Annotated in this window: 20 protein-coding genes; 6 read left to right on the plus strand and 14 right to left on the minus strand. The window is 63.2% G+C overall.

The window, feature by feature from the left end; translation table 11 throughout:
- Window positions 1–96: 96 nt before the first annotated feature.
- Window positions 97–1,767 carry a GspE/PulE family protein gene (locus tag ACXR2T_RS00855; protein ID WP_458838063.1) on the plus strand — a complete coding sequence of 557 codons (1,671 nt, stop codon included), beginning with the start codon at window positions 97–99 and terminating at the stop codon, window positions 1,765–1,767.
- A 104-nt stretch (window positions 1,768–1,871) separates the two neighbouring features.
- On the opposite strand, the gene ACXR2T_RS00860 is transcribed toward ACXR2T_RS00855, so the two are convergent.
- The 12 genes from ACXR2T_RS00860 to ACXR2T_RS00915 form a co-directional block, all read right to left on the minus strand.
- A complete protein-coding gene (locus tag ACXR2T_RS00860; RefSeq protein ID WP_458815015.1) occupies window positions 1,872–3,116 on the minus strand; it encodes a type II secretion system F family protein in 1,245 nt (414 codons plus the stop codon).
- Complete coding sequence (locus ACXR2T_RS00865; protein WP_458838062.1) at window positions 3,104–4,489, minus strand: type IV pilus twitching motility protein PilT; 1,386 nt, start codon at window positions 4,487–4,489, stop codon at window positions 3,104–3,106. Before ACXR2T_RS00865 ends, ACXR2T_RS00860 begins: the two co-directional genes overlap by 13 nt.
- Window positions 4,486–5,208 carry a hypothetical protein gene (locus ACXR2T_RS00870; protein WP_458838061.1) on the minus strand — a complete coding sequence of 241 codons (723 nt, stop codon included), beginning with the start codon at window positions 5,206–5,208 and terminating at the stop codon, window positions 4,486–4,488. The genes ACXR2T_RS00865 and ACXR2T_RS00870 overlap by 4 nt, the downstream gene beginning before the upstream one ends.
- The gene (locus ACXR2T_RS00875) at window positions 5,198–6,034 is read right to left on the minus strand and encodes a hypothetical protein (protein ID WP_458815021.1); all 837 of its coding nucleotides are present in this window, start codon (window positions 6,032–6,034) and stop codon (window positions 5,198–5,200) included. Before ACXR2T_RS00875 ends, ACXR2T_RS00870 begins: the two co-directional genes overlap by 11 nt.
- Window positions 6,034–7,137: a pilus assembly protein PilM gene (gene pilM / locus ACXR2T_RS00880; RefSeq protein WP_458815023.1), complete on the minus strand. Its 1,104-nt coding sequence runs from the start codon at window positions 7,135–7,137 to the stop codon at window positions 6,034–6,036. Before pilM ends, ACXR2T_RS00875 begins: the two co-directional genes overlap by 1 nt.
- A 36-nt stretch (window positions 7,138–7,173) precedes the next feature.
- Window positions 7,174–8,043 (minus strand): prepilin peptidase, encoded by an 870-nt coding sequence (locus tag ACXR2T_RS00885; RefSeq protein WP_458815025.1) that lies wholly within the window; start codon window positions 8,041–8,043, stop codon window positions 7,174–7,176.
- Window position 8,044: 1 nt separating this feature from the next.
- A complete protein-coding gene (locus ACXR2T_RS00890) occupies window positions 8,045–9,802 on the minus strand; it encodes a hypothetical protein (RefSeq protein WP_458815027.1) in 1,758 nt (585 codons plus the stop codon).
- An 82-nt stretch (window positions 9,803–9,884) separates the two neighbouring features.
- Window positions 9,885–10,496: a type IV pilus modification PilV family protein gene (locus ACXR2T_RS00895; protein WP_458815029.1), complete on the minus strand. Its 612-nt coding sequence runs from the start codon at window positions 10,494–10,496 to the stop codon at window positions 9,885–9,887.
- Window positions 10,496–11,104, minus strand: coding sequence for a type IV pilus modification PilV family protein (locus tag ACXR2T_RS00900; RefSeq protein ID WP_458815031.1), 609 nt, complete (start codon window positions 11,102–11,104; stop codon window positions 10,496–10,498). Before ACXR2T_RS00900 ends, ACXR2T_RS00895 begins: the two co-directional genes overlap by 1 nt.
- Window positions 11,105–11,122: 18 nt before the next feature.
- On the minus strand, window positions 11,123–11,506 hold the full coding sequence (locus ACXR2T_RS00905) for a type IV pilin protein (RefSeq protein WP_458815033.1): 384 nt from the start codon (window positions 11,504–11,506) through the stop codon (window positions 11,123–11,125).
- Between the two features lie 120 nt (window positions 11,507–11,626).
- Window positions 11,627–11,998 (minus strand): prepilin-type N-terminal cleavage/methylation domain-containing protein, encoded by a 372-nt coding sequence (locus tag ACXR2T_RS00910; RefSeq protein WP_458815035.1) that lies wholly within the window; start codon window positions 11,996–11,998, stop codon window positions 11,627–11,629.
- Window positions 11,999–12,292: 294 nt separating this feature from the next.
- The gene (locus ACXR2T_RS00915) at window positions 12,293–13,132 is read right to left on the minus strand and encodes a Bax inhibitor-1/YccA family protein (protein ID WP_458815037.1); all 840 of its coding nucleotides are present in this window, start codon (window positions 13,130–13,132) and stop codon (window positions 12,293–12,295) included.
- 151 nt (window positions 13,133–13,283) lie between these two features.
- On the opposite strand from ACXR2T_RS00915, the gene ACXR2T_RS00920 reads away from it, so the two are divergent.
- Window positions 13,284–14,309 carry a glycerophosphodiester phosphodiesterase family protein gene (locus ACXR2T_RS00920; RefSeq protein WP_458838060.1) on the plus strand — a complete coding sequence of 342 codons (1,026 nt, stop codon included), beginning with the start codon at window positions 13,284–13,286 and terminating at the stop codon, window positions 14,307–14,309.
- Window positions 14,310–14,388: 79 nt separating this feature from the next.
- Here ACXR2T_RS00920 and ACXR2T_RS00925 read toward each other — a convergent pair whose 3' ends face one another.
- Entirely contained in the window at window positions 14,389–15,405 is a 1,017-nt protein-coding gene (locus tag ACXR2T_RS00925) for an asparaginase domain-containing protein (RefSeq protein WP_458815041.1), read from the minus strand.
- A gap of 79 nt (window positions 15,406–15,484) precedes the next feature.
- On the opposite strand from ACXR2T_RS00925, the gene ACXR2T_RS00930 reads away from it, so the two are divergent.
- On the plus strand, window positions 15,485–18,049 hold the full coding sequence (locus tag ACXR2T_RS00930; protein ID WP_458815043.1) for an ATP-dependent helicase: 2,565 nt from the start codon (window positions 15,485–15,487) through the stop codon (window positions 18,047–18,049).
- A 172-nt stretch (window positions 18,050–18,221) separates the two neighbouring features.
- Here ACXR2T_RS00930 and ACXR2T_RS00935 read toward each other — a convergent pair whose 3' ends face one another.
- Window positions 18,222–18,866: a TetR/AcrR family transcriptional regulator gene (locus ACXR2T_RS00935; RefSeq protein ID WP_458815045.1), complete on the minus strand. Its 645-nt coding sequence runs from the start codon at window positions 18,864–18,866 to the stop codon at window positions 18,222–18,224.
- 276 nt (window positions 18,867–19,142) lie between these two features.
- Here ACXR2T_RS00935 and sucC point away from each other — a divergent pair, with 276 nt between their 5' ends.
- The 3 genes from sucC (at window position 19,143) to ACXR2T_RS00950 (ending at window position 22,665) form a co-directional block, all read left to right on the plus strand.
- Entirely contained in the window at window positions 19,143–20,309 is a 1,167-nt protein-coding gene (gene sucC / locus ACXR2T_RS00940) for an ADP-forming succinate--CoA ligase subunit beta (protein WP_458815047.1), read from the plus strand.
- A gap of 33 nt (window positions 20,310–20,342) precedes the next feature.
- Window positions 20,343–21,245, plus strand: coding sequence for a succinate--CoA ligase subunit alpha (sucD, locus tag ACXR2T_RS00945; RefSeq protein ID WP_458815049.1), 903 nt, complete (start codon window positions 20,343–20,345; stop codon window positions 21,243–21,245).
- 334 nt (window positions 21,246–21,579) lie between these two features.
- Window positions 21,580–22,665: a uroporphyrinogen decarboxylase/cobalamine-independent methonine synthase family protein gene (locus tag ACXR2T_RS00950; RefSeq protein WP_458815053.1), complete on the plus strand. Its 1,086-nt coding sequence runs from the start codon at window positions 21,580–21,582 to the stop codon at window positions 22,663–22,665.
- The last annotated feature ends 512 nt before the right edge of the window (window positions 22,666–23,177 follow it).

Below are 23,177 nucleotides of genomic sequence, written 5' to 3' on the forward strand. Positions count from 1 at the left end.
CCTCTTGCGTCACGCGAGTGGCTGCTAGGGGCCCTTTACCTCTCCCACTGCTGCTTGTGCGCTCTGTGACGGGCGCTCTCTCGAGAGGAATCACCCGTGAAAATTGCAGAGAGTCTTGTGAACGCTGGCATCGTCGGTGCTGACCAGATGCGCGCACTAGTGGCAGAGTACGGCGATGGCGAAGGGCTGCGTGCAAAGCTCATCGCAGAGGGACTACCAGAGGCTCAGATCGTGCAGGCGGTGGCCCACCGGCTGGGGGTGCCGTTTATTGACCTGAACGCTGAGCAGCTTCAGCCCGAGACCGTGGCACTCGTGCCAGCGGCACTGTGTCGCAGGTACCGGCTGATTCCGGTGCGGCAGACGAGGCGACAGCTGGTCGTGGGAATGGTCGACCCTAGCGACTTGATCGCGGTGGACGACGTGGCGACGGCGACCGGGCACTCGATCGCCGCCGTCGCAGTGGCGCCCGGGGCGCTCGACCTCGCGTTCGGTCGCTACCTGAGGTCTGACGACGAACTGTCTGAGCTATCGGTGCAGATGGACGCCGGTGCAGAAGAAGCACACACCAACGAAGTGGTGGCCGAGCACCTGCTCGATGGCGGCACAGATGACGCACCCGTGGTGCGGTTTGTCAGCCTTCTTATTTCGCAAGCAATTGACGACCGGGCAAGCGATATTCATATTGAACCGGGGGAGCAATTTCTCACGGTGCGCTACCGCATTGACGGGGTGCTGCATGAGACGCAGCGGGCGCCACGCGCCATTCAAGACGGAGTTATTTCGCGCCTCAAAATCATGGCGTCGGTAGACATCTCTGAGCGACGCAAACCGCAAGACGGCCGTATCTCGGTGACGCACGCGGGGCAGAAGATCGACCTGCGTCTCGCCACATTGCCCACGGTGTGGGGCGAAAAAATTGTGATGCGTATTCTCTCGAGCAGTACCGGGGGGCTGACGCTCAAGGATCTGCGGTTCTCTGAGATCAATGAGAAGAATTTTCGCGACGCGATCACCAAGCCGTACGGCATGGTGCTGGTCACGGGCCCCACCGGATCGGGTAAATCAACGACGCTGTATACGGCGCTCACGACCGTGGCGACGCCCCAGGTTAACGCGATTACGGTGGAAGACCCTGTCGAGAGCCGGGTGCCGGGCATCAACCAGGTGCAGGTGAATCACAAGGCGGGGCTCACGTTTCATACTGCGCTGCGCTCGATCTTGCGCTCGGACCCCGACATCGTGCTGGTCGGTGAGATCCGTGATGAAGAGACAGCAGCAATGTCGATCGAGGCGGCGCTGACGGGCCACCTGGTGCTATCGACGCTGCACACCAACGATGCTCCAAGTGCACTCACGCGGCTCACAAACATTGGGTGCGAACCGTTTCTGGTGGGCACCGCGGTGAACGCGGTCGTGGCGCAGCGACTCGCGCGTAAACTGTGCACGCGATGCCGCGAGCCATATGCTGAGCAGCCAGAGAAACTGCGCGCTCTGAAGGTTTCGTTTGACGAGCAAGCGCCGCCGACGTTCTATCGACCGGTGGGATGCCCCGAGTGCTCGGGCACAGGCTATCGCAGCCGGATCGCGCTGCACGAGGTCATGGTGATGACTGAGGAGCTTGAACACTTGGTCACGGGGCAGGCGACCGGCACAGAAATGCGCGAGGCGGCGCTGCGCAACGGCATGGTCACGCTGAGGGAAGACGGATTTCAGAAGGCCAAACTGGGAGACACGACGCTGGAAGAGGTGCTGCGCGTTTCGGCGTAGGGTCTCATATCCAAAATATGCGCGAGTAGTTCCGCTCTAGAACGCTTCATAAGCGGAACTACTCGCGCATATTTTGCTGCAGCTGCCCATCCGAAAGCGCCGCCCTACGCGTTCGCGATTTCGCCGTAGATCGAGAAGATCGGCAGGTACAGCGCGACCACCATGCCACCGATGATGATGCCGATACCAACGATCAAGATCGGCTCAATTGAAGATGTGAGCTGCTCGGTCGCGGTCTTCACCTCGTCATCGTAGAAATCTGCGATGCTCTCGAGCATGTCGGGCAGCGTGCCCGATTCTTCGCCCACCGTGATCATCTGCACAACCATGGTGGGAAACACACCCGACTCCTCGAGCGGTGTCGAGAACGACCGACCCTGTTTCACCGAGTCCTGCACTGCCCGCACGGCCTCTTCAATTGCCCAGTTGTTTGAAGCCTGGCCCACGATGTCGAGTGCCTGCACGAGCGGTACGCCCGCCTTCAGCATCATCGACAGCCCGCGCGAGAATCGCGCGACCGCGACCTTCGTCGCGAGTGGCCCCGCGACGGGCAGCTTCAGCCGCCACGGGTCGACTACTCGGCGCACCGAGTCCTTGTGCTTATTGCCCTGCCACCAAAAGAACCCACCGACGCCAAAGAGCAGCAGCAGCGGCACGATCCAGATCATGTTGTCAGAGAGCGTGACGAGCACCTGTGTCGGCAGCGGCAGCTCAGACCCCATGCTCGAAAACATTTCGGCGAAGATTGGCACGATGAAGATGATCATGCCGAGCGACCCCAAAATCGCGATACAGAACACGATGATGGGGTAGGTGGTTGCAGCTTTGATCTGGTTCTTGAGCTCGGCCTCACTCTTATAGGTGGCGGCAGCGCTCACCATCACGTCGGCCAGAAAACCGCCCATCTCGCCCACGCGCACGAGGTTGACCATGAGCGGCGGAAACATTTTGGGGTGTTTGCCCATCGCGTTCGACAGGGTAGATCCGCGCTCGATATCGGTTTTAATGACCTGCAGGGCACGCTGCAGGCGCTTGTTCTCGGCCTGCTCTTCGAGCACTGTGAGCGTGCGCAAGAGGGGCAGACCGGCGTTCAAGAGTCCCGCCATTTGCTTCGCAAACACGGCAAGGTCGTCTGAGGGCAGGTTCTTTTCGAGCCAGGGAATACTGATTTCGGTGTTGAGCCCGGTTTTTGAGATGGGTGCGACTTCGAGCGGGGTGAGTCCGCGCGCACGCAGCGTCGACACGACCTGGTCGCGGCCGGCTGCCTCAAGCTTGCCAGTGACCCGCTTTCCGGTGGCGTCGGCAGCTTCGTAACTGTACTCTTCGATCGCGGCCATCAGCTCAGCCATCCTTTGTTCTCGTTGCCCTCGACGGTGCCGAGCCACGACTCTTCGACGAGCCCCGAACGCACGTTGAGCCCCTCGATCACGGCCTTCGGGTCGGCGGCGCGCGATTGCGCGGTCTCGGCTGAGATCTGTCCCTGCTCGTACAGCTTGCGCAGATCCTGATCGAGCGTGTGCATGCCGAGAGAGCGACCGGCCTGCTGCATCGAATAGATTTGGCTGATCTCGCCCTCGCGAATCAGGTTCGCGATCGCGGGCGTATTCACGAGCACCTCGGTCGCGATCACGCGACCGGGCGCGTTATTGCGCGGCAGCAGCGTCTGCGTGATGATGCCCTGCAGTGCGTCACCAATCTGCGACCGCACCTGCTGTTGCTGCTCGGGCGCAAACGCGTCAACCATACGGTTGATCGACTTCGCGGCCGACTGCGTGTGCAGGGTCGACATCACGAGGTGCCCGGTCTCTGCGGCCGTGAGCGCGATCGAGATCGACTCCGGATCACGCAGCTCACCGATCAAGATGATGTCGGGGTCTTGACGCAGAACGCGGCGCATGGCTTCAGAGAACGACCGGGTGTCGCTGCCAATCTCGCGCTGGTGCACGAGGGCGGTCTTGCTTTGGTGGCGAAACTCGACGGGGTCTTCGATCGTCACGATATGGAGCGGCAGTTTGCGGTTCACGAGGTCGATCATCGCTGCGAGCGTGGTCGACTTACCCGATCCGGTGGGGCCGGTAACGAGCACGAGGCCGCGGGGGCGCGTGACGAGCTCGCCCGCGATCGCGGGCACGCCAAGCTCTTCGAACGGCTTTGTTTCGGCCGGAATGAACCGCATCGCGAGCGCCAGCTTGCCAAGCTGTCGAAACACGTTGACACGAAACCGTGCGACGCCCGGCACTTCGACCGAGAAGTCGTATTCGTCGGTGTCGGCGAGCTCTTGCAACTGTTTCGCCGTCATCATGCCCTCGAGCGCGCCACGAAACCACTCGGTTGAGGCGGGCGCTTCGCCGCCGGGGATCACGGTGAGGGAACCGTCAACGCGCATGAGGGCAGGGTGGTGCTCGGTGAGGTGAATGTCAGACGCACGCGCGGTTTGTGCAGCTACCGCGAGGTCACGCAGTGAAACGGTGCCGCCGGGGTTGCCCGCCGCAAACGCAGGTTCGTCAAAATGTGGGCTTTCGAGGTCGTTGAGACTGTCGAGCCGGTCGAGGTCGTCGAGGCTCACCGGTTCTTGTGTGAACGAGGCCTGCGAGAACTGTGTCGGCACGGCAGGCAGCGGCGTCGTGTCGGGCGTCGCCGCGACTACCGGCACCTCTAGGGTGCGTTCGCGCTCACGCATCTCGCGCCTCGTGAGTCCGCGGTCATTGGTATCCCAGCTCATGATTTCTGCTCCGTCAGGTGAAACGTGGTCATGGTGATTAAGAGTTTGCCGACGAACGCTTCTTCAGCGGTACCGGTGTCGTCTGGCTGGTAGTCGGCGGCGGTGACGAGCAGCAGCGGCTTTGCGCGTCCCAGCGCGTCAAGAAATGCTACGGCCGCAGCCTGGTCGGGGGCCTTTACCTCTAGCACGATCTCTGACTGCTGCCGCGGGTCGCTCGGCGCCTCGGCCGGTGCGCCGGCACTGGCCTCGCCCGCTTCGCCCGCCGCAACGTCCTCGGCCGCTTCTACGGCCTCCGCGGCATCTGTGTCTGCTGCTGTGTCAGGTGCCGGATCAACTGGTGCTGCCCCCTCCTCGAGCGGATCGGTGCGCGGTGTGAACGGCACTGGTTTACCCACCGTTGTAAGCGTAGGGATGAGGCCGTGAGCGGTCATTGCCGCTCCGATCGCGTCGGCGATGGAGGCGCTGTCTACCGAGGCGGGCAGCTCTTCGCGCAATTTTGCGATGCTCGCCTCGATCTCCCCCTGAGCAGATTTCGCTGATTCCAGCTCAATGAGCCGCGCCTCGTAGGTGGCGTTGTTCTGCTGGGCCTCAGCAATTTCGGCTTGGGAACGCTGTACCCCCTCATACATGGGGAGGCCGATCGCGGCGATGCCGAGCCCAAAAATGCCTACGATCACCATGAGTCCGAGTAGCGAGAGCAACTTCGCATCAATTTTCATTGGACTGCTCCTCTTCTGTGGTCGCGCCGGTGGCGTTTGCGGCGGCGTCGGCCGCGGGCGCAGCGGGGGCTGGCGCTTCTGATTCAGCGATATCGGTCGACGCTTCAGACTCCGCAGCGTCTGCTTCCTCGACTTCTTCTTCAGACTCCGCAGCTTCCGCTGTCTCATCGGTGTCGGTTTTCTCTTCGGCCTCAACGCTTGTGTATACGGTCTGATCGAAGGTGACCTCGAGCGTGACCACAAACAGGCCGGTCGTCTCGTCTTCGGCCCCGCCGATCAACACAACGCTCGTGAGTGAGTCGATTGCGCCGATCGCTCGCAGCAGCCCCACGGGCGAAACGAAATTGCCGCTCACGTCGACCGTGCCGGTGAGCCCCACCGCGTCTGAGTCACCTGCAGGGGCGGCACCGCTTGCGAGCTGAAAGGCGCTCAGGGTGGCGCCCTCAGGAATCGTTGCTCGCATCGCGTCGATCACCGGCTGCCACTTTAGTTGAGTAGCCATCGCTTCGTCCCTGTACGATTCGAGGTCTTTCTCTGTCTTCAAGGTCAGCTGAATATCGGCCTCGGCCGAGACCCGTGAGATCAGCTCATCGGTCTGAGCCTGAACCTGCGCAAGCTGCAACGCGGTGACCGTCTGCCAGCCAAAGAGCATCAGGCACCCTGCCGCGACGATCACCAGGGCAGAGACGATGCGAAACCCCCACTGCTTGATCAGGCGAGACTGCTGTCGGGCACGCAGCACCGAGGGCGGCAACAGGTTGACACTCGGAGTGCCGCCCGCCAGAGCGGTGGCCTGCTTGGGTTCGCGCTTCAACTGCATGGGCATTAGAGGCCTCCCATCATCGCAAGCCCCACCGGGGTGAGCAGCTCGAGATCTTCTTGACCGTGGCGTGACCGCTCCTCCTGCTGGGTGAGGTGGTGACCGCCCACGCGGGTGACAGGCATGGGCAGCCGGTCTTGAAATGCGGGTTGCACACCGGGAATACCAGCGCCCACCCCGGTGATGAGCACTCGATCGATCGTGGTGCCCGTGCGGTCGACGTGAAACCGCATCGTGTTGAGGATCTGCGACACGAGATCGTCGATCTTCTGTGGCGCGATGGGCACCTGATCTCGCGCGGGGGCACCAAACAGCCTGGCCGTCGCGGCGTTGCGCTCGCCGCCGAGGTCCGCGCCGCCGAAGGCGGGCATCCCGCCCGAGTCAGCTAGAGCGGGCACAGGCTCATCTGCAGATACACCGCCCGCAGATACACCGCCCGCAGACACACCACCGTCGACGGCAAACTCGGGCGGCGGCACCGCTTCGGTGAGGTCAAGCGGCATGATGCGCACAAACTTGGGTACGCCCTGCTGTGCGATCACCACGTACCCGGTGTGCGGGCCGAGGTGCACAACGGCGACGGTCTCTTCAGACTCGGTGAGCGTGTCGATCGCGCGCAGCAGCCCAAACGGGGCGAGGTCGACCTGCTCGACAATGAGTTTCGCCTGCCCCACTGTTTCCACGAGCTCGGTCACGGTTTCAAGCACGGCTGCTACGAGCAGCCCGGTCACCTGCTCACCCTCCTGCGACACCGCATAAAAGTCGATCACCGCTTGGTCGACGGGCACCGGCAAAAGGTCTGCGACTTGAAACGGCAGTGCCTGCTTCAACAGATCCGGAGCCATTGCCTGCGTGCGATAGTCACGCACCAACACCCGCCGGCTACAGATGCCGAGCACCACACGCTTGCTCTTGAAACCCGTCTTGCGCCACAGCTCTTGCAGCGCCGCCACGACGGCGGTGCGGTCGAGCACCTCAGAGTCTTTGGCGGCACCGGCGGGCAGGCGCACTGATCCGTGGCTCATGATCTTGGGATTCTTGCCGAGGGTCACTTCTGCCGCGCGCACCTCCTCCTCGGTGACTTCGAGCCCCACAATGGTCCTTGCCATGTCGACTTGCCTTTCTGCGTAGGTGGTAGGCCCGGGTTAGCGGGCAAAGAATGTGTTCAAGTACCAGGTCACGAGGGGGTCGCCGAGGGTGAGCCCGATCCAGGCGCCCAAGAGCATCCAGGGGCCAAACGGCACGCGGGTTTTGCGGCCCGCGCGCCTGCGCGCGACGAGCGCCAGGCCGTAGACGCCCCCCGCGGCAAACGCCGCGAAGGTGCCCACGATCACGGCGGGCCACCCGACCCATCCGAGCGCGAGACCGAGCGCGAGCGCGAGTTTCACGTCGCCCAAGCCCATACCGCCGATGGACCAGAGCACGAGGTAGAACAGGGCGAGGCCCGCCGATGCGATGAGCGCGGTGAGAGCTGCGCCCCAGTCGCGGGTCGTGGCGGCCGACACCAGCACGCACAGCGCAAGTACCAGGGCCGTCGGGTAGACGATCGCATTGGGCAGGCGCTGCGTGTCGAAATCGATGAGCGCGAGCGCGATCGATGCGGCCGCGAGAAACAGGTACCCGGCGAGCATGGCGGGCGGCAGGGCGGGGGAGTAGAGGCCCCACCAGGCGACGGCCGCGAACGCGACCATCGTCGCGAACTCAACGAGCGGGTACCGCGCCGAGATCGGTGCGCGGCACCCCGCACACTTGCCTCGCAGCGCGATCCAAGAGGCGATCGGCACGTTCTGCCAGGGCCGGATCGGCGCTTCGCAGTGAGGGCACCTGCTCGCGGGCACGAGCGACTTGCCCGCCGGCACACGGTAGACGACAACGTTGAGAAAGGATCCGATGGCAAGACCGAACACTGCGGCGAGGCCGATCAGGAGGCCGGGGGATACGACGGTCGCGAGGGCGCCGGGGCCCGCGATGACGGCGGGGGCGGCGAAGGCGAGGGTCAGAGTGAGGACTGTCATGTTAGTTCAGGTCTCGCTCTTCGGTGAGCTCCCAGGCCGTCACGTTGCCGGTGGCAGTGTCAAAGACTTCGTTCCAGCCCGGAAATCCTGAGGCACGGTATTTGAATGATGGGAGCCCATCGAACTGATTGACAGCCATGCTTCCGTTCCACCTGCCGAGCCCGAGCAGGGTGAAGTTTGCTGAACAGTTCGTGTAGAGCATAGGGGTAATTGTCGCGTCGATCTCGGCCCCGTGGAGTGGAATACCAAAGTTGCTTGCGCCGCAGTTTTCATCGGGTGAAATGAACCAGAGTTTGTGTGGGGTGCCACCGCCGCCAGAAGAGAATCGTACGCCCTGCCAGTCGAACGATTTTGCGACGATCATCATGTCGGTTTTGAGGCTCATTTTGTAGGGGAAGATAGCGCCGGTGAGAGCTCGGCTTACCTTGATGCCGTTCGTGCAATGGCGTGCATCGATTACGGTTGGTTGGGTGTAGCTGGCCATTTTTCGCATAGCATGACCCGACGAGAGGTCACCCAAACCGAGCAGCCACGGCACGCTGGCTTGGCAGTCACCCGTCCATTTCTCGTAGTTGAAACCTCCGGGGGAGCTTCCCGGCGCCGTGCCAGCGGCTTTGGGGTAAAGGGCGTCGATGTCTGCGTTGCTCACGCCGCGCCAATGCGGTTGGTACGTGAGTTCGGGCACGGGGGGCGTGGGTTCACCCGAGTTTGAGATGCGTTCGCCGCGAATGGTGGCAAGAAAAGTGCTTACCGTGCCCTCTTCTGACACGGCGTCACCCTTCACATTGACGAGCAAAACAGCGTTGATGTTCTTCTTGGCTTTCACGCTGCCGCCCACGGTGGCAATTCCTAGGAACGTCACTTTGCCCTCGGCAGATACTATGTCACCATCAACGGTTGCGCCTGCGGCGATTGTGATGTCGCCTTTGGCATAGACGCTGCCTTTGACATTGACTCCGGCGATAAGGGAAATACTGCCGTTCTGAGAGATCAGATCACCTTTGGTGGAAACGGCGGCGGTGAGGTGAATGTTGCCCGAGGCAACGAGCGAGCCACGCATGTTGCAGGCGGCTGTAGCGGTGACGATGCCGTTCGCTACATAGACTGAGCCGTCGATCGTGCCGCCCAGTGCGCAGTTGAAGTTGCCGCTGCCGCCGTCTTCTGGAATCACCCAGAGGTCGGCCATGTCTTCTTCGTCGTCTGCGGTGATTCCACTGAATACGCCGGTGGTGAGGGTCTTCTTCGTGATGAGTGCGGGGGCCAGCACGTCGTGTTGCACGTCGTAACTGAAGACCGATCGACGGGTTACGGCGCCGCTATAGTCGTCACCAACAGGGGCGGCGACTTCGAGAATCGCTTCGCCTGCCGAACACGAGAAGCGGTAGTAGTAGTTCAGGCCCCCAGAAGTTACGGGGTACATTGCTTGTGGGTCTTCGGCTCCTGGCGCAAACTGTTTCGGTGCAGCGGTGGGGTCTATTGGATCGGGGTTCTCAGGCCAAAACCCTGGGGTGGTCGCGCAACCAGCAAAGACGCCCCGTTCGATGTTGCTGGTTTGGTCGGCGATGCCGGCGTCGACAATGGCTTCAGCTGCGGTATATTTCGCCGACTGGCTCAGCGTGCCGGTGGTGCTGGTGGTGAGGGCGGCGGCGGCGAGACCACCGATGGTGAGCACGAGCATAATCACGAGCACGGTGACGAGAGTCGAAGCGCCCTCGTCGCGCAGCGAACGGTGTAGCCGCCGACCTGTGTGTGACCTCATTGCTGCCTCTCTGCCGGTGTGCCGCGGTACCGCCCTGGCTGCGGTTGTGGCTGTGTTCAGTTGAGTTTCATGCACAGTGACATCACCAACTCCCAGCACACGGGTTCGTGACGCCCGCAGTGTTGATCCGGCCCTGAATGTTGGCGCCGCCGGTGACTACGACGGAGGTTTTGCCTTCTTCGCCCCCAATATCGAACGTGAAGTGGGCGCCGCGGGGCTGTACGCCACCGGAGCCTGTGCTGCTGACGACGTGCCGGCCGGTGCCGGCGTCGGTCTTCCACCGGCTCACCCTGCTGTTGCCGGGAATCGGGTCGTCAGCGTAGTTGCGGTAGGCGTTGTGATAGAAAATGGTGTCGCCGTCGGCCCGGTCTTCCCAGATCCAGACCTCGCAGATCAGCCCGTCGTCGGTCTCTTTGGTGAGGTTGAGCTGCGTCTGCGGGAGGCCTTGAGTGTTGGTGAAGGTGGGAAAGATGCGGGCAGAGACCGACTCGCGTATCGCCTTGTTGACCTGTGCCGCGGCAGCATTGGCCTGGCTCGTGGCGAGGGTGCGTTCGGTCGCGCCCTGTTGAGCGGCGAGCCCGTTGCCAAAGAGCGAGGCGAGCACGGTGAGCACGAGCGCCGAGATCAGCACGACCATGATCAGTTCGACGAGGCTCATGCCGGCGTCTGATTTGGGGTGATCTGCGGCAGACATTAGGCACCCGCCTTGGCTACCCGCACGCGACTCTTGAGCGTCGCGACGGTGTCGCTGTCTTTTTTGACAGTGATGGTGACGGGAACAGTGCGGGGGTAGCCGCTGGTGGGGCAGGACCCGACCGTGATGAACGCGGTAAGCCCCGTGCCGGTGTCTGTTATGCCCGCAGAGTTCTGCCTAGCTTGGAGCGCGTTGCAGCTGGTCGTGCTGGTGCCGGGGTCTGAAGGAAATGCGGCCTGAATGCTAGTGAGCTCGCTGCGCGCAAAGTTGGTGCCAGCGAGCGTGTTCTTGTTGACGACCGAGTGCTGGGTTACTCCGATGATGAGCGGCAGTACGGCGAGCGAGAGAATGCCCATGAGAAACAGGGAGATCACGATCTCGACCATGCTCATGCCGGCATCCCTCTTGTCATCCTGCGCACGGGTCTTCCTGCTTTTGTCATCCTGCGCGAGGGTGACCCTCTTGTCATCCTGCGCGAGGAACGAGTCGCAGGAGCCATCCCAAGCGACCTTGCGCCCACGGCGGCGGGAGTCGCAGGATCCACCCCGCATCACACGACGAACGAGACCCTGCATACGGCGTGTAACCAAGTACAGCATGCGGCTCATCCTCTCGAGGAGCGAAGGTTATGGGGTGGGGCACCCGGGCCCGGCGGTCGCGTCGGGTCCGCCGTCGGTGCGGGTCACGAGTACGCATATCGTGTCGACGGAGTCGGGTTGCCCCGACTCCCACTTCACCTCGAACGGTGGGTCGACGCTTGCGGCACTGGGGAGGGTCGCAGCGTTGCCGGCCGAGAGCTGTACAGCGGCGTCGGTGGCGACGTTCGCGGCGAGAGCCTTGCCTGTGCTCTGGCGAGCCTCTTCTTGAATTCCACTGAATATGGGAACAGCGGTTACGGCGAGAATGCCAAGAATCGCCACGACCACGATCAGTTCGACGAGCGAAAAACCCGTGTCTGCCGGTGTCATGTTGTCGGTCACGCTGCCGACCCTGGCTGGTTCGTGATTCATGACGCCCTCGAAATATGTGACGCTATCCAGTGATAAACAAAGTTGGTAGGGCTGAAAGTCCCGGGCCACGGGTTCCTGGCGGAGTCAGGAATCCGGGACCCGAGACTTGGCTCACGGTGCCTAAGGGGTGCAGCCAGGGCCCTTCTCTGCTGATTCCCCACCTTCGTGTGTTGCCTCGACGCAGATTTTGTCGATATCGGTAGGAGTGCCGCCGATAAAGGCGTAAGAGAAATCATCGTGATCAGCAGGTACTTCCGCGTCGTCTCCGCCAGCCATCGCAGCCGCAATTTGTGAAGCTGCATTTGCGGCAGCGGCATCCGTGGCGCTCTGGCGAGCAGTTGCCTGAATGCCGCTGAAGATCGGGATGGCGACCGCGGCGAGGATGCCGAGGATCACGACGACGACGATGAGCTCAACGAGCGAGAATCCCTGCTCGCCGTCTTCCTTGCGGGCCTTCGCGGCCTCAAGGTAGGACTTGATGGTGGTACGCATCTTATTCTTCCTAACTGGTGAGTACTCGCTCGCGCGAGGGCGAAATCTGAAACAAACGCGCCGCCAGAGGAAGCTCTGTAACACGCTTGCTGATTCACAAGTTTGGAGTGAGTGGGCGCAGCTCGGCGCACATAGGAGGTGGGTGAGGCGATAATCACCAAGCCCCATCACCCACCGTTATGCTTTCGTTACCGTCGGCTGGTTTGCGGCTCGCACCAGGTAAAACAAAAGTGGGCCCGGTTCAAAAGAACCGTGCCCACTTGAGTGAGTGCTGCTAGATTGCAGCCGCTGTGATTAGTCGCCGCGCAGAATCGCGAGGATGCGCAGGATCTCGACGTAGAGCCAGATCAGCGTCACCATGAGGCCGAAGGCCGCCGACCACGCCCACTTCTCGGGCACGCGGTTACGCACGCCGTTCTGAATCAGTTCGAAGTCCATCACGAGCGAGTACGCCGCGAGCAGCACGGCGAGACCACCGATGAGCACACCGAGCGGAATACCAAATACGGTTGCGCCGCGCATGCCCCACGGGTCGTCGGTCGCACCAAACATCATCATGCCGACGTTGATGAGCGAGAACACGAGGTACCCGACCATCGCGACCAAGAAAATCTTGGTTGCGCGGGGGCTGGTGCGCACCTTGCCGCTGCGAAACAGCAGCAGGGTTACACCGAACACCGAGAGGGTGCCGATGATCGCTTGCGACACGATGCCGGCCCACTGCGCCTCGAAGATGCCCGAGATGCCGCCAAGGAAGACACCCTGGAACACCGCGTACAGAATGATGAGCGGAACGCTCGGCTCCTTCTTGAAGGAGTTGACGAGGCCGAGCACGAGGCCAATGATTGCAGCGGGGATTGCGAGTGCCGGCAGGAACCAGCCGACCGCACCAAACGCGAGCACGATGAGAAACAGCGCCACGGTCTTCGAGATCGTGTTCTCGTACGTCATCGGGCGGTCTGACGGGGTGACCTGCGGCGGCTGCTGTGCGCCGAAGCCCTGATCGGTGGCCGGGGCGTCTACGCCGGGGCGCTGCGTCTCGGCTGCGGGCTGATCGTAGATGCGGCGCAGCTCATCGGCGGTAAGCGTCTTGCCGTTGAGTGCGGGGTTCTTACTAAGAGCCGGGTTGCTCATGCGTCGGGGATCCTTTCCTCGCGTATGTATGCGCCCAGCCTATCGAAGAGCGCCCAGGCTGCGGCTGTGATTTAGCCTGTGTAACTGCCCAATTGTGCTGAGTGATTGTGCCGCTGGCGAATGGTCAAGTATCCGCGTCTAGTCTGGTGGCATGCACAGCACGGCTCAGCGTACGCTCGTCATCGGTCACCGCGGCGCCCCGGGGTATCGCCCCGAGCACTCAGAGGCCTCATATCGGCTCGCATTTGAACTCGGAGCAGACGCGGTCGAGCCCGACATTGTGGTGTCGAAAGACGGGGTGCTCGTGGTGCGGCACGAAAATGAAATCTCTGGCACCACCGACATCGCGCACCGCCCCGAGCTCGCGCACCTGCGCACCACAAAGACTGTCGACGGTGAGAAGTTGACGGGCTGGTTCACCGAAGACCTGACCTGGGCCGAGCTGTCGACGCTGCGCTGCCGCGAACGGCTCTCGAAACTGCGCCCAGACAACACGGCATTCGATGGCCAGCAGCCCATCTTACGGCTGCGCGATGTGCTCGCGATCGTTGACGACGAGACGAAGAAGCGCGGCCGCACGCTCGTGCCCGTTATAGAAGTCAAGCACGCAGCCTTCTATCTCTCCGTCGGCGTCGATATTGGCGAGCTCCTCAAGGGCGAACTCGAGCAGGCCGGCTGGAGCGACAAGGGCGACGTGCTCGTTATCGAATCGTTTGAGCTGGGCGTGCTTGACCGGCTGAAGGCGGCGGGGGTACACGCCTCGTTCGTGTTCTTAACCGAGCGCCTTGGTGCGCCCGCAGATGAGCCGTTGCCCGGTGCCCCACACCGCAGCTACGCCTGGTACCGCAGCGACGAAGGGCTCGAGCTGCTGGCGGGCCGTGTCGACGGCATTAGCGTGGCCAAGAGCAGCCTCTTGAAACTGAATGCGTTGGGTCGAGCCACGGGCCCCACTGATCTGGTGGCGAGAGCACATGCGCGAGGGCTCAAAGTGTTCACTTGGACGCTGCGCCCCGAGAATCGTTTTCTTAACCCCCGGTTTCAAACCTCGCTGCACCCCGCCGAGTGGGGCAAGTGGCAGGCAGAGTTCGACATGATTCTCGCCACGGGCGTCGACGGCATCTTCGTAGACCACCCCGATCTCGGTGTCACGCTTCGTGATGCTGGTTCCGGTCGCTGACTCCTGGATCCTGCGAGTCGCAAGCTCCCGCAGGATGACGTTGGGGAGGTAGTTCCCGCAGGATGACGGGGAAGATCCGCTACCGCCCGGCGCACTCACCCACGAGATTCGCCTCCATGAGAGCCCGCAAACTTGATCCGGAGGCGCCTCGATCGAGCAGATAGCCGAGCTTCGCGATCGCAGCCTCGACCGTTAAATCAGAGCCGTCGATCACGCCGGCCGCGGCGAGCTCGCGGCCCACCGCGTAGCGCGCCAGGTCGACGCCGCCGCCCGCGCACTGCGTGATCGCGACGACCGGCATGCGCGCGCCGATCTCGCGCAGGGTACCGAGCATGCCCGGCCGCGCCATGGGCGCGTTGCCGCTGCCGTAGCACTCGAGCACGAGCGCGTCGGGGTTACCAAGCGTTGCGCACCTGAGATCTTCGGCCGTCACACCGGGCACGAAGCGGTACGCGAGCACGCGCGCCGAACGCGGCCGCGTCTCGCCCTCGCCCGTGGGCACCCCGAGCGCGCCCTGTGCGAGCGGGCGCTCGGCGCGAAACGCCTCGAGCGCCTCGGTGTCGTGCTTCTCTGCCCGCACCGCCGGCAGCAGCTTGCCGCCAAACGCGATCGACACGGGCGCGGCCTGCGACGCACGCACCGACGCGCGAATCGCGAGCGACAGGTTATCGATCGCGTCAGTGCCTTCGGCGCCGTGCGCGAACTGGCTGCCCGTGACGACCACGGGGCAGCCGAGATCTGCGAGCTCAAACGCGAGCCTGGCCGCCGTGTACGCGAGGGTATCTGTGCCGTGCGCGATCACGACGCCCCGCGGCCGGTGCGTGCGCACGCGCGCCCTGATCGCGCGCGCAATGCGCGGCGCGGTATCGGCCTCAGCGTTCGCGCTGTCGATCGCCGGCAGCAGGTGATTCACGCGCGGCTCGACGCCCAGCGGCGCGCAAATGCCCTCGACGATCTGCTCGAGAATCTCTGGAAAATCCGGATCAGGCGCCAGCCCCGCATCGGTTGCCCGCATGCCGATCGTGCCGCCCGTGGCAAAAACGAGAACAGAGGGCTTGGAGGCGGTGGCAGACACGGTGGCGGGGGCAGCAGACATACCCTCTATTGTGACTGATCGCCCCTGGCATAGAAGCCATCGCCCGATGTCAGGGGTGAGGCCTAGACTGGAACGCACAATGAGCGACTTCGAACTTCTTGACCCCTCGGGCCTGCCAATCGGTGATGCTACGGGCGCGGGCGGCGCCGATCCGCTGCTTGACGGGCTCAACCCCGCTCAAGAGCGGGCAGTGGTGAGCCGGGGCCCCGCGCTGCTGATCGTGGCAGGAGCGGGCTCTGGCAAAACCCGTGTGCTCACACACCGCATCGCGCACCTGATTCGGGGGCGCGAGGCTTGGCCGAGCCAGATCCTCGCGATCACCTTTACCAACAAGGCCGCCGCCGAGATGCGCGAGCGCATCGGCGGGCTGCTCGGAGGCGCTGCCGAAGGCATGTGGGTGTCAACGTTCCACTCGGCGTGCGTGCGTATTCTGCGCCGCGAGGCCGAGCGTTTTGGCTACGTCTCTGGCTTTACGATCTACGATTCGGCCGACTCGCGCGCGCTGCTCAAGCGCATCATCAAAGAGACCGACGCGGCAAGCTACGGTTTCACCCCGGCAAACGCGGGCGGCAAAATCTCCAAGCTCAAGAACGAGCTGTCAGACGTCGACGCGTTTCGTGCGACCATGAACGAGGCGGATCCACGCGACCGCCTGTTCGCTGAGATCTTCACGATGTACGAGCAAGAGCTGCGGCGCGCCAACGCCTTCGACTTCGACGACCTCATCGGGCAGACCGTGCACCTGTTTCGCGCGCACCCCGACGTCGCCGCCGTCTACCAACGACGCTTTCGGCACATTCTCGTCGACGAGTACCAAGACACGAACCACGCCCAGTATTCGCTCATTCGCGAGCTCACCAGGCCGGTGTCGGCCGAGCAAGTGGAACACCTGATGCCGCCGGCGCGCGCCGGCGAGCTCGACGCCTCAGGGCAGGTGCCGCCGGCCAGCCTCACCGTCGTCGGCGACTCAGACCAGTCAATCTATGCGTTTCGCGGCGCCGACATTCGCAACATCGTCGAGTTCGAGCGCGACTTTGTGGGCGCAGAGGTTGTGAAGCTCGAACAGAACTACCGTTCGACACAAAACATTCTGTCGGCCGCGAACGCCGTGATCGGCAACAACTTCGACCGGCAAGAGAAGAACCTGTGGTCCGCCGAGGGCGACGGCGAAAAGATTGTCGGGTTTACGGGCTACTCGCAGCACGACGAGGCACGGTTCGTTGCCGAAGAGATCGAAGACCTGCACCGAGCGGGCCTCGCCTACGGCGACGTCGCAGTGTTCTACCGCACCAACTCACAAACGCGAGCCCTCGAAGAGCTGCTGATTCGTTCGGCGATTCCATACCGTGTGCTCGGTGGCACCAAATTCTATGAGCGTGCCGAGATTAAAGATGCGATGGCCTACCTCACGAGCATCGCAAACCCCTACGACCCGATCGCGTGGTCCAGGCTGCTCGGTGCCCCCAAGCGTGGCATCGGGCCGATGGCCGAGGCGCACCTTGCTATCTTCCAAGAGACTGAGGGGCTCTCGTTTCACGAAGCCATGCAGCGCGCCGCCGAAGTGCCGCAACTCGGCCCCAAGCTGCGCACCACCGTGCTTGAACTCGCAGACCTGTTGACCCGTGCCGCGAACATGGCGGCGGGCGGCGGGGCCACCGACGTATCGGGCGAGGAGGCGACCCCCGCGCCGGTGGGCGATGTCATCAAACTGATTCTCGATGAGACGGAGATGATCGAGAAGCTGCGCGCCAAGCGTGATCCGCAAGACGACGCACGAGCCGAGAACCTTGAAGAGCTCATTGCCGTGGCCCGCGAGTTCGATGTGAAACAACCCGGTGCAGGCCTCATCGCGTTTCTCACCGAGGTGAGCCTCGTGGCCGCCGCCGACGACCTCGACGACACGAGCGGAACCGTCTCACTCATGACGATGCACACCGCGAAGGGACTCGAGTTCAAAGCGGTGTTCATCACGGGCGTCGAAGAGGGGCTGCTGCCGCACCAGATGTCGATGGACGAGACGGGCGGCGTCAACGAAGAGCGGCGGCTCATGTACGTGGGCATCACGCGTGCGCGCGAGCGGCTGTATCTCACGCTCGCCTCCACACGCGCCACCTTCGGCGACATCGCCGCGGCGCTACCCTCACGGTTTCTGCAAGAGATTCCCGAGGGGCTCGTGCACTGGCGGCAGTCGCCCGGCGAGGTCACCAGCCGGGGCGGCACCCAGTCCCGGGCGCTCAACGCGCCGCGAAGCGGCGGTGCTAGCGGCGGGTTCTCCTCGCGCACCAGCAGAGAGTCGAACGTGACATTTGGTGGGGCCAGCAGCATGAGTGGCAGCGCCGCGGTCTCAGAACCCGCGAGCGGCAAGATGCAGTCGGCGCTCGAGCAGTGGCGCGAACGCAAGCGGCTCGCCAAAGCGGCACAGGCCGCGGGCGGTGGTTTTCCCAACACGATCGGCATCGACGCGCGCGACAACAGCGGTCTCGCGCTTGCGGCGGGCGACCGCATCAAGCACGAAGACTACGGTGAAGGGCGCGTCACGAGCGTCACCGGCGAGGGCAGCAAACGCGTCGCTCACGCTGTCTTTGACTCGGTGGGGGAGCGCAAGCTGCTCGTCAAGCTCGCCCCCATCACCAAGGTCGACTAACAAGATCGACTAATAAGGTCGACTGACAAGCGCGCCCGGCAGGCCCGCGAGCTACGTGCGCTCGCGGGCTTTGATCCGGATCAAAAACAGCTGAGGCCTTCACCCCGCGGGATGAAGGCCTCAGCCGGTTACCACCGGCGGTTGACGTTTGTGCTCGTGCGGTTGACGAACCCTAGCGGGCGGGGGCACCGCCCAGCAGGGTCTGAAAGTCGGCGACGACGTGATGGAACGCGTCCTCGTTGGTTTCAATGTCGCCCGCGCCTTTGACCCAGTCCATCATCTGCGCCGAAACGATCGAGTGCACGATCGTGGCGGCAAGCCAAGCCTCGCGCTCAATCGACTCGAGCTTGCGGTGTTCAGGGTGCAGATGCAGCCACGACAGCGTCGCCACAAACAGCGGGCCCGATGACTCGAGCATATTGATCTGTGACATGCGTGCCGCCTCGGGCTGTTCGGCAAACAGCTGCATGCGCAGGCGTGCGACCTCGGTGTTGACGCTGCGATGACCGATCGCCGCAAACAGCAGACGATAAATGCCCAGCGGCAGATTGTCGGGCGAGGTATCAAGGATCGCGAAGGCTTCGGGGCCTTCGGGAACAGTGATGGCGCGCCCGACAATGGCGTAGTCGCGCGCTGAGAAATAATTAAAGAAGGTGCTTCGTGAGATGTCGGCCATTTCGCAGATGGCCTCGACGGTGACGTGTTCGACACCGTTCTCAAGGGCTAGCTTTACCGCTGAAGATTCGATTGCGTTTTCAGTGGCGCGGCGCTTGCGTGCGCGCAGGCCCTCGGGCTTTGGGTCCTCGGGGGTGTTCAAGAGTGTCTTCTCCAGCCGAGCCACGAGTCGGGGTGAATGGTGCGCCAGTGGTAAGGCTTGTGAGCGAGGCTTCGCTATGGTGGCACGGCTGTCCATAACATTAGTAGTAAAGACTGAGAAGCGGCCCCCTGTTTTAGGTGCGCTTGTGATTTCGATCAGGTGTCATGAATCACCCCTTACAAATGCGGTGCTAGACTCGTTCATTGGTCGACTTATCTCGACATCGAGACATTTTCTGCCTCGTGTTTCCCAGCAATCACAAGCAAAGGACAGTACGTGGATCTGTACGAGTACCAGGCGCGAGACCTCTTTGAGCGATATGGAGTGCCGGTGCTTGCCGGCATCGTCGCCGATACTCCCGAAGAGGTGCGCGCAGCCGCCGAGAAGCTTGGCGGCGTCGTAGTAGTGAAGGCCCAGGTCAAGATCGGTGGCCGCGGTAAGGCTGGCGGCGTGAAGGTTGCCAAGAACCCTGACGAGGCGTTTGAAGCCGCGAAGTCAATCCTCGGGCTCGACATCAAGGGCCACGTGGTTAACCGCGTAATGGTGGCCGCGGGCGCGAACATCGCAGAGGAGTACTACTTCTCAGTGCTGCTCGACCGGGCAAACCGTTCATACCTCTCACTGTGCTCAGTTGAGGGCGGTATGGAGATCGAAGAGCTTGCAGTGGAGCGCCCCGACGCGCTCGCGCGCATCGAGGTCGACCCGATCACGGGCATCGACGCGGCTAAGGCTGAAGAGATTGCACGCGCGGCACGCTTCCCCGAGGAGCTCGTGGCCAAGGTAGTGCCCGTGTTCCAGAAGCTCTACGAAGTGTACGTAGGCGAAGACGCCACCCTCGTTGAGGTGAACCCGCTCGTGCTTACGGGCGAAGGTGAGATCGTGGCGCTCGACGGTAAGGTCTCGCTCGACGAGAACGCCGACTTCCGTCAGCCCGAGCACGCTTCGCTCGAGGACAAGGCAGCAGAGGACCCGCTCGAGGCCAAGGCTAAGGCGCAGGATCTCAACTACGTGAAGCTCGACGGCGAGGTGGGCGTCATCGGTAACGGTGCGGGCCTCGTGATGTCGACGCTCGACGTAGTCGCTTACGCGGGAGAGAACCACGGCGGCGTGAAGCCCGCCAACTTCCTCGACATCGGCGGCGGCGCTTCGGCTGAGGTTATGGCCGCAGGCCTTGACGTGATCCTCGGTGACCCGCAGGTCAAGTCGGTGTTCGTCAACGTCTTCGGTGGCATCACCGCGTGTGACGCTGTGGCGAACGGCATCGTGGGCGCGCTCGAGAAGCTCGGTGAGTCGGCAAACAAGCCGCTCGTGGTGCGACTCGACGGCAACAACGTTGAAGAGGGCCGCCGCATTCTGAACGAGGCTGCGCACCCGCTCGTAACCCAGGCCGCGACGATGGACGAGGGCGCCGATAAGGCCGCCGAGCTCGCCAACGCCCGATAGCCCGCGCACCTAGACTTTAAGGAACTTAAGAGAATGTCTATCTTCCTAAACAAGGATTCGAAGGTCATCGTCCAGGGCATCACCGGCGGCGAAGGCACTAAGCACACCGCACGCATGCTCGCGGCTGGCACCCAGGTTGTTGGTGGCGTGAACGCGCGCAAGGCGGGCACCACCGTGTCGCACGTCGACGCCGCGGGCAACGCCATTGAGCTGCCCGTCTTTGCGAGCGTTGAAGAGGCAATGGCGCAGACCGGTGCAGACGTGTCGGTCGCGTTCGTGCCGCCGGCGTTCACCAAGGACGCAGCAGTCGAAGCCATCGACGCTGGCATTGGTCTGCTCGTCATCATCACCGAGGGTGTGCCGGTCAAGGACTCGGCTGAGCTGTGGGCGCACGCCAAGGCGACCGGTGGCAACACCCGCATTATTGGCCCCAACTGCCCCGGCATCATCACGCCGGGTGAGGCGCTTGCGGGCATCACTCCCGCGACGATCACCGGCAAGGGCCCCATCGGCCTCGTGTCGAAGTCGGGCACGCTCACGTACCAGATGATGTACGAGCTGCGCGACCTTGGGTTCTCGACCGCTATCGGCATCGGTGGCGACCCCGTCATTGGTACGACGCACATCGACGCGCTCGCCGCGTTTGAGGCTGACCCCGAGACGAAGGCGATCGTGATGATTGGTGAGATCGGTGGCGACGCTGAGGAGCGCGCAGCCGAGTACATCAAGGCGAACGTGACGAAGCCGGTTGTGGGCTACGTTGCAGGCTTCACCGCCCCCGAGGGTAAGACCATGGGCCACGCTGGCGCCATCGTGTCGGGCTCGGCGGGCACCGCTCAGGCGAAGAAGGAGGCCCTCGAGGCCGCCGGTGTCAAGGTGGGCAAGACGCCCACCGAGACCGCAGAGCTGCTGCGTACGGCTTTCGCAGCGCTGTAGACACGAAGCATCTTATGCGCGCAAGCGCATAGCGAAGCGGCCGGGGGAGACCCCGGCCGCTTCGCTATGCGTTTGGGCAGGGGTGAAGTCAAAGTTAAAGTTAACAAAATTGGGCCTCATTTTGTCAAAGTTAACGCCCGCGCTCGTCGAGAGATCATCTTTTCATGCGCTGGGAACTGGCCCAAGATGTGCCTGCGAACGCAAGAACGAACGCGACCGTGAGCCAAGCACGCGTACGCACCGATCGCGTCACACACGGTAATGCAGCGGGTGGCACCCCGCGGGCCGCGGGATACTGGGCGTAACCCCACCTCGTCGTCCCAGGAGCCCTCCCATGTCACAGCCCGCAGCCCAGCGCCCCGCCCAGGCCCGCCCCGTCGGTGCCCACCTCGTCGGCAGCATCAACTTCGACAATGCAGAACAGACCATGCGTACTGCGGCAGAGCATCTCGGAGGGCACATCAAGCGCATCCCCGACGGCGAGGTGGGTGAGCGGTTTCACTGGATCGCGTTTCAGCCGGGGCGCATCGCCCAGACTCCGGGTATCGAACGCGTCGGCGACACCCCCATTCAGCTGCGCACACTCGACCTGCGCGCCGTGCGCCTCGCCGACGGGGTAGAAGCCGCAGATCTCAAGCTTGCGCCGCTCGGATACGCTGCGGCGGCGCTCGAATCGTGGCAAACTTTTGCGCGGTTGCAGGCCGACGGCGTGATTCCTAGCGACACCCGCTTCCAAGTGTCGCTCCCCACCCCGCTCGGGGTGGTCGGCAGCTTCGTGCGCGCCGAAGACCGAGCCGCGTTTGAGCCCGTATACGAGGCAGCCCTCGCGGCCGAGCTCGAGCAGATTCTTGCGGCGATACCACATGACAAGCTTGCGATTCAGTGGGATGCCGCGCTCGAATTCGCGATCCTCGAGGGCAGCGCCTATGCCGCCCGCGGCGGCCAGAAGTACGAGTGGTTTGACGATGTATGGGCGGGTACGAGCGAGCGACTCGCGCGTCAGATCGGCCGCGTACCCGCGACCGTCGAGGTGGGGGTGCACCTGTGCTACGGCGACGTCGCAGAGAAGCACTTCGTCGAGCCCGGCGACACCGCTTACCTGACGAGGTTCGCAAATCTCGTCGCTCAGCAGGCAGGGCGCACACTCACGTGGCTGCACCTGCCGGTGCCCATCGAGCGTGACGACGCCGCCTACTTCGCGCCGCTCGCAGACCTGGCGATCGACGACGCGACCGAGCTCTACCTCGGGCTTGTGCACCGCGAAGACGGTGTGGAGGGAGCCGAACGACGTATCGCAGCCGCCCGCCAGTACGTGGCGCGCGAGTTTGGCGTCGCGACCGAGTGCGGCTTTGGCCGCGCCCCCGAGGGGGTGACCGTGCCGCTGTTTGAAACGCACCGCGCGGTGAGCCGCGCACTCTAGTTGTGTGGGTTAGTAGCGTGTCCCGGCCCTCCGGCTCCGTCACCAAATAGTGCGCCGGTGGCCTCGTATCGCCCGTACGGTGGCTTCCAGCAAGAAGTCGCCCCGGTCGGGTCGGCGTACAGCAGCACTTTCATCATCATCGCTGGGTCATACGGGGGTGCGCCCTTTCTGGTTCTCGTGCGACGCGTACACGAGAGGGAGGCCGAGGGGGTTGATCAACGATCTCGGAGATGAAACGGGCTTCTTCGTCTTCGCCGAGCCAGTCGCGGCAGCATCCAGGTGAAGCAATCCATCGTCTACACCATTTCCTGCGCTCGTCTTTTGCTATTTGATCAAGGGGTTGCTTGGCTTGTGGGGCGTGTGTGGGTGATGTGTCTTGGAGGTGGGTTGGTGGCTGGTGGTCTATATGCCGAGGGGCTGGCTGGTGTCCTTGGGCGCAGACTGCCCGGGTCATTCATGGCCCACGAGTCGGCATCGAAATGACGAGTCGTCACGATAAAAGCGTATTTATC

This window comes from Leucobacter faecis (genome assembly GCF_054456635.2).

What these genes read in the sequence shown, in the direction of transcription:
- ACXR2T_RS00865 (WP_458838062.1), bottom strand. Translation starts at nt 4,489, where the DNA reads ATGAGCTGGGATACCAATGACCGCGGACTCACGAGGCGCGAGATGCGT.
- ACXR2T_RS00905 (WP_458815033.1), bottom strand. Translation starts at nt 11,506, where the DNA reads ATGAATCACGAACCAGCCAGGGTCGGCAGCGTGACCGACAACATGACA.
- ACXR2T_RS00910 (WP_458815035.1), bottom strand. Translation starts at nt 11,998, where the DNA reads ATGCGTACCACCATCAAGTCCTACCTTGAGGCCGCGAAGGCCCGCAAG.
- ACXR2T_RS00885 (WP_458815025.1), bottom strand. Translation starts at nt 8,043, where the DNA reads ATGACAGTCCTCACTCTGACCCTCGCCTTCGCCGCCCCCGCCGTCATC.
- ACXR2T_RS00930 (WP_458815043.1), top strand. Translation starts at nt 15,485, where the DNA reads ATGAGCGACTTCGAACTTCTTGACCCCTCGGGCCTGCCAATCGGTGAT.
- ACXR2T_RS00895 (WP_458815029.1), bottom strand. Translation starts at nt 10,496, where the DNA reads ATGTCTGCCGCAGATCACCCCAAATCAGACGCCGGCATGAGCCTCGTC.
- ACXR2T_RS00950 (WP_458815053.1), top strand. Translation starts at nt 21,580, where the DNA reads ATGTCACAGCCCGCAGCCCAGCGCCCCGCCCAGGCCCGCCCCGTCGGT.
- ACXR2T_RS00890 (WP_458815027.1), bottom strand. Translation starts at nt 9,802, where the DNA reads ATGAGGTCACACACAGGTCGGCGGCTACACCGTTCGCTGCGCGACGAG.
- ACXR2T_RS00870 (WP_458838061.1), bottom strand. Translation starts at nt 5,208, where the DNA reads ATGAAAATTGATGCGAAGTTGCTCTCGCTACTCGGACTCATGGTGATC.
- ACXR2T_RS00920 (WP_458838060.1), top strand. Translation starts at nt 13,284, where the DNA reads ATGCACAGCACGGCTCAGCGTACGCTCGTCATCGGTCACCGCGGCGCC.
- ACXR2T_RS00860 (WP_458815015.1), bottom strand. Translation starts at nt 3,116, where the DNA reads ATGGCTGAGCTGATGGCCGCGATCGAAGAGTACAGTTACGAAGCTGCC.
- ACXR2T_RS00915 (WP_458815037.1), bottom strand. Translation starts at nt 13,132, where the DNA reads ATGAGCAACCCGGCTCTTAGTAAGAACCCCGCACTCAACGGCAAGACG.
- pilM (WP_458815023.1), bottom strand. Translation starts at nt 7,137, where the DNA reads ATGGCAAGGACCATTGTGGGGCTCGAAGTCACCGAGGAGGAGGTGCGC.
- ACXR2T_RS00875 (WP_458815021.1), bottom strand. Translation starts at nt 6,034, where the DNA reads ATGCCCATGCAGTTGAAGCGCGAACCCAAGCAGGCCACCGCTCTGGCG.
- ACXR2T_RS00925 (WP_458815041.1), bottom strand. Translation starts at nt 15,405, where the DNA reads ATGTCTGCTGCCCCCGCCACCGTGTCTGCCACCGCCTCCAAGCCCTCT.
- sucD (WP_458815049.1), top strand. Translation starts at nt 20,343, where the DNA reads ATGTCTATCTTCCTAAACAAGGATTCGAAGGTCATCGTCCAGGGCATC.
- ACXR2T_RS00900 (WP_458815031.1), bottom strand. Translation starts at nt 11,104, where the DNA reads ATGAGCCGCATGCTGTACTTGGTTACACGCCGTATGCAGGGTCTCGTT.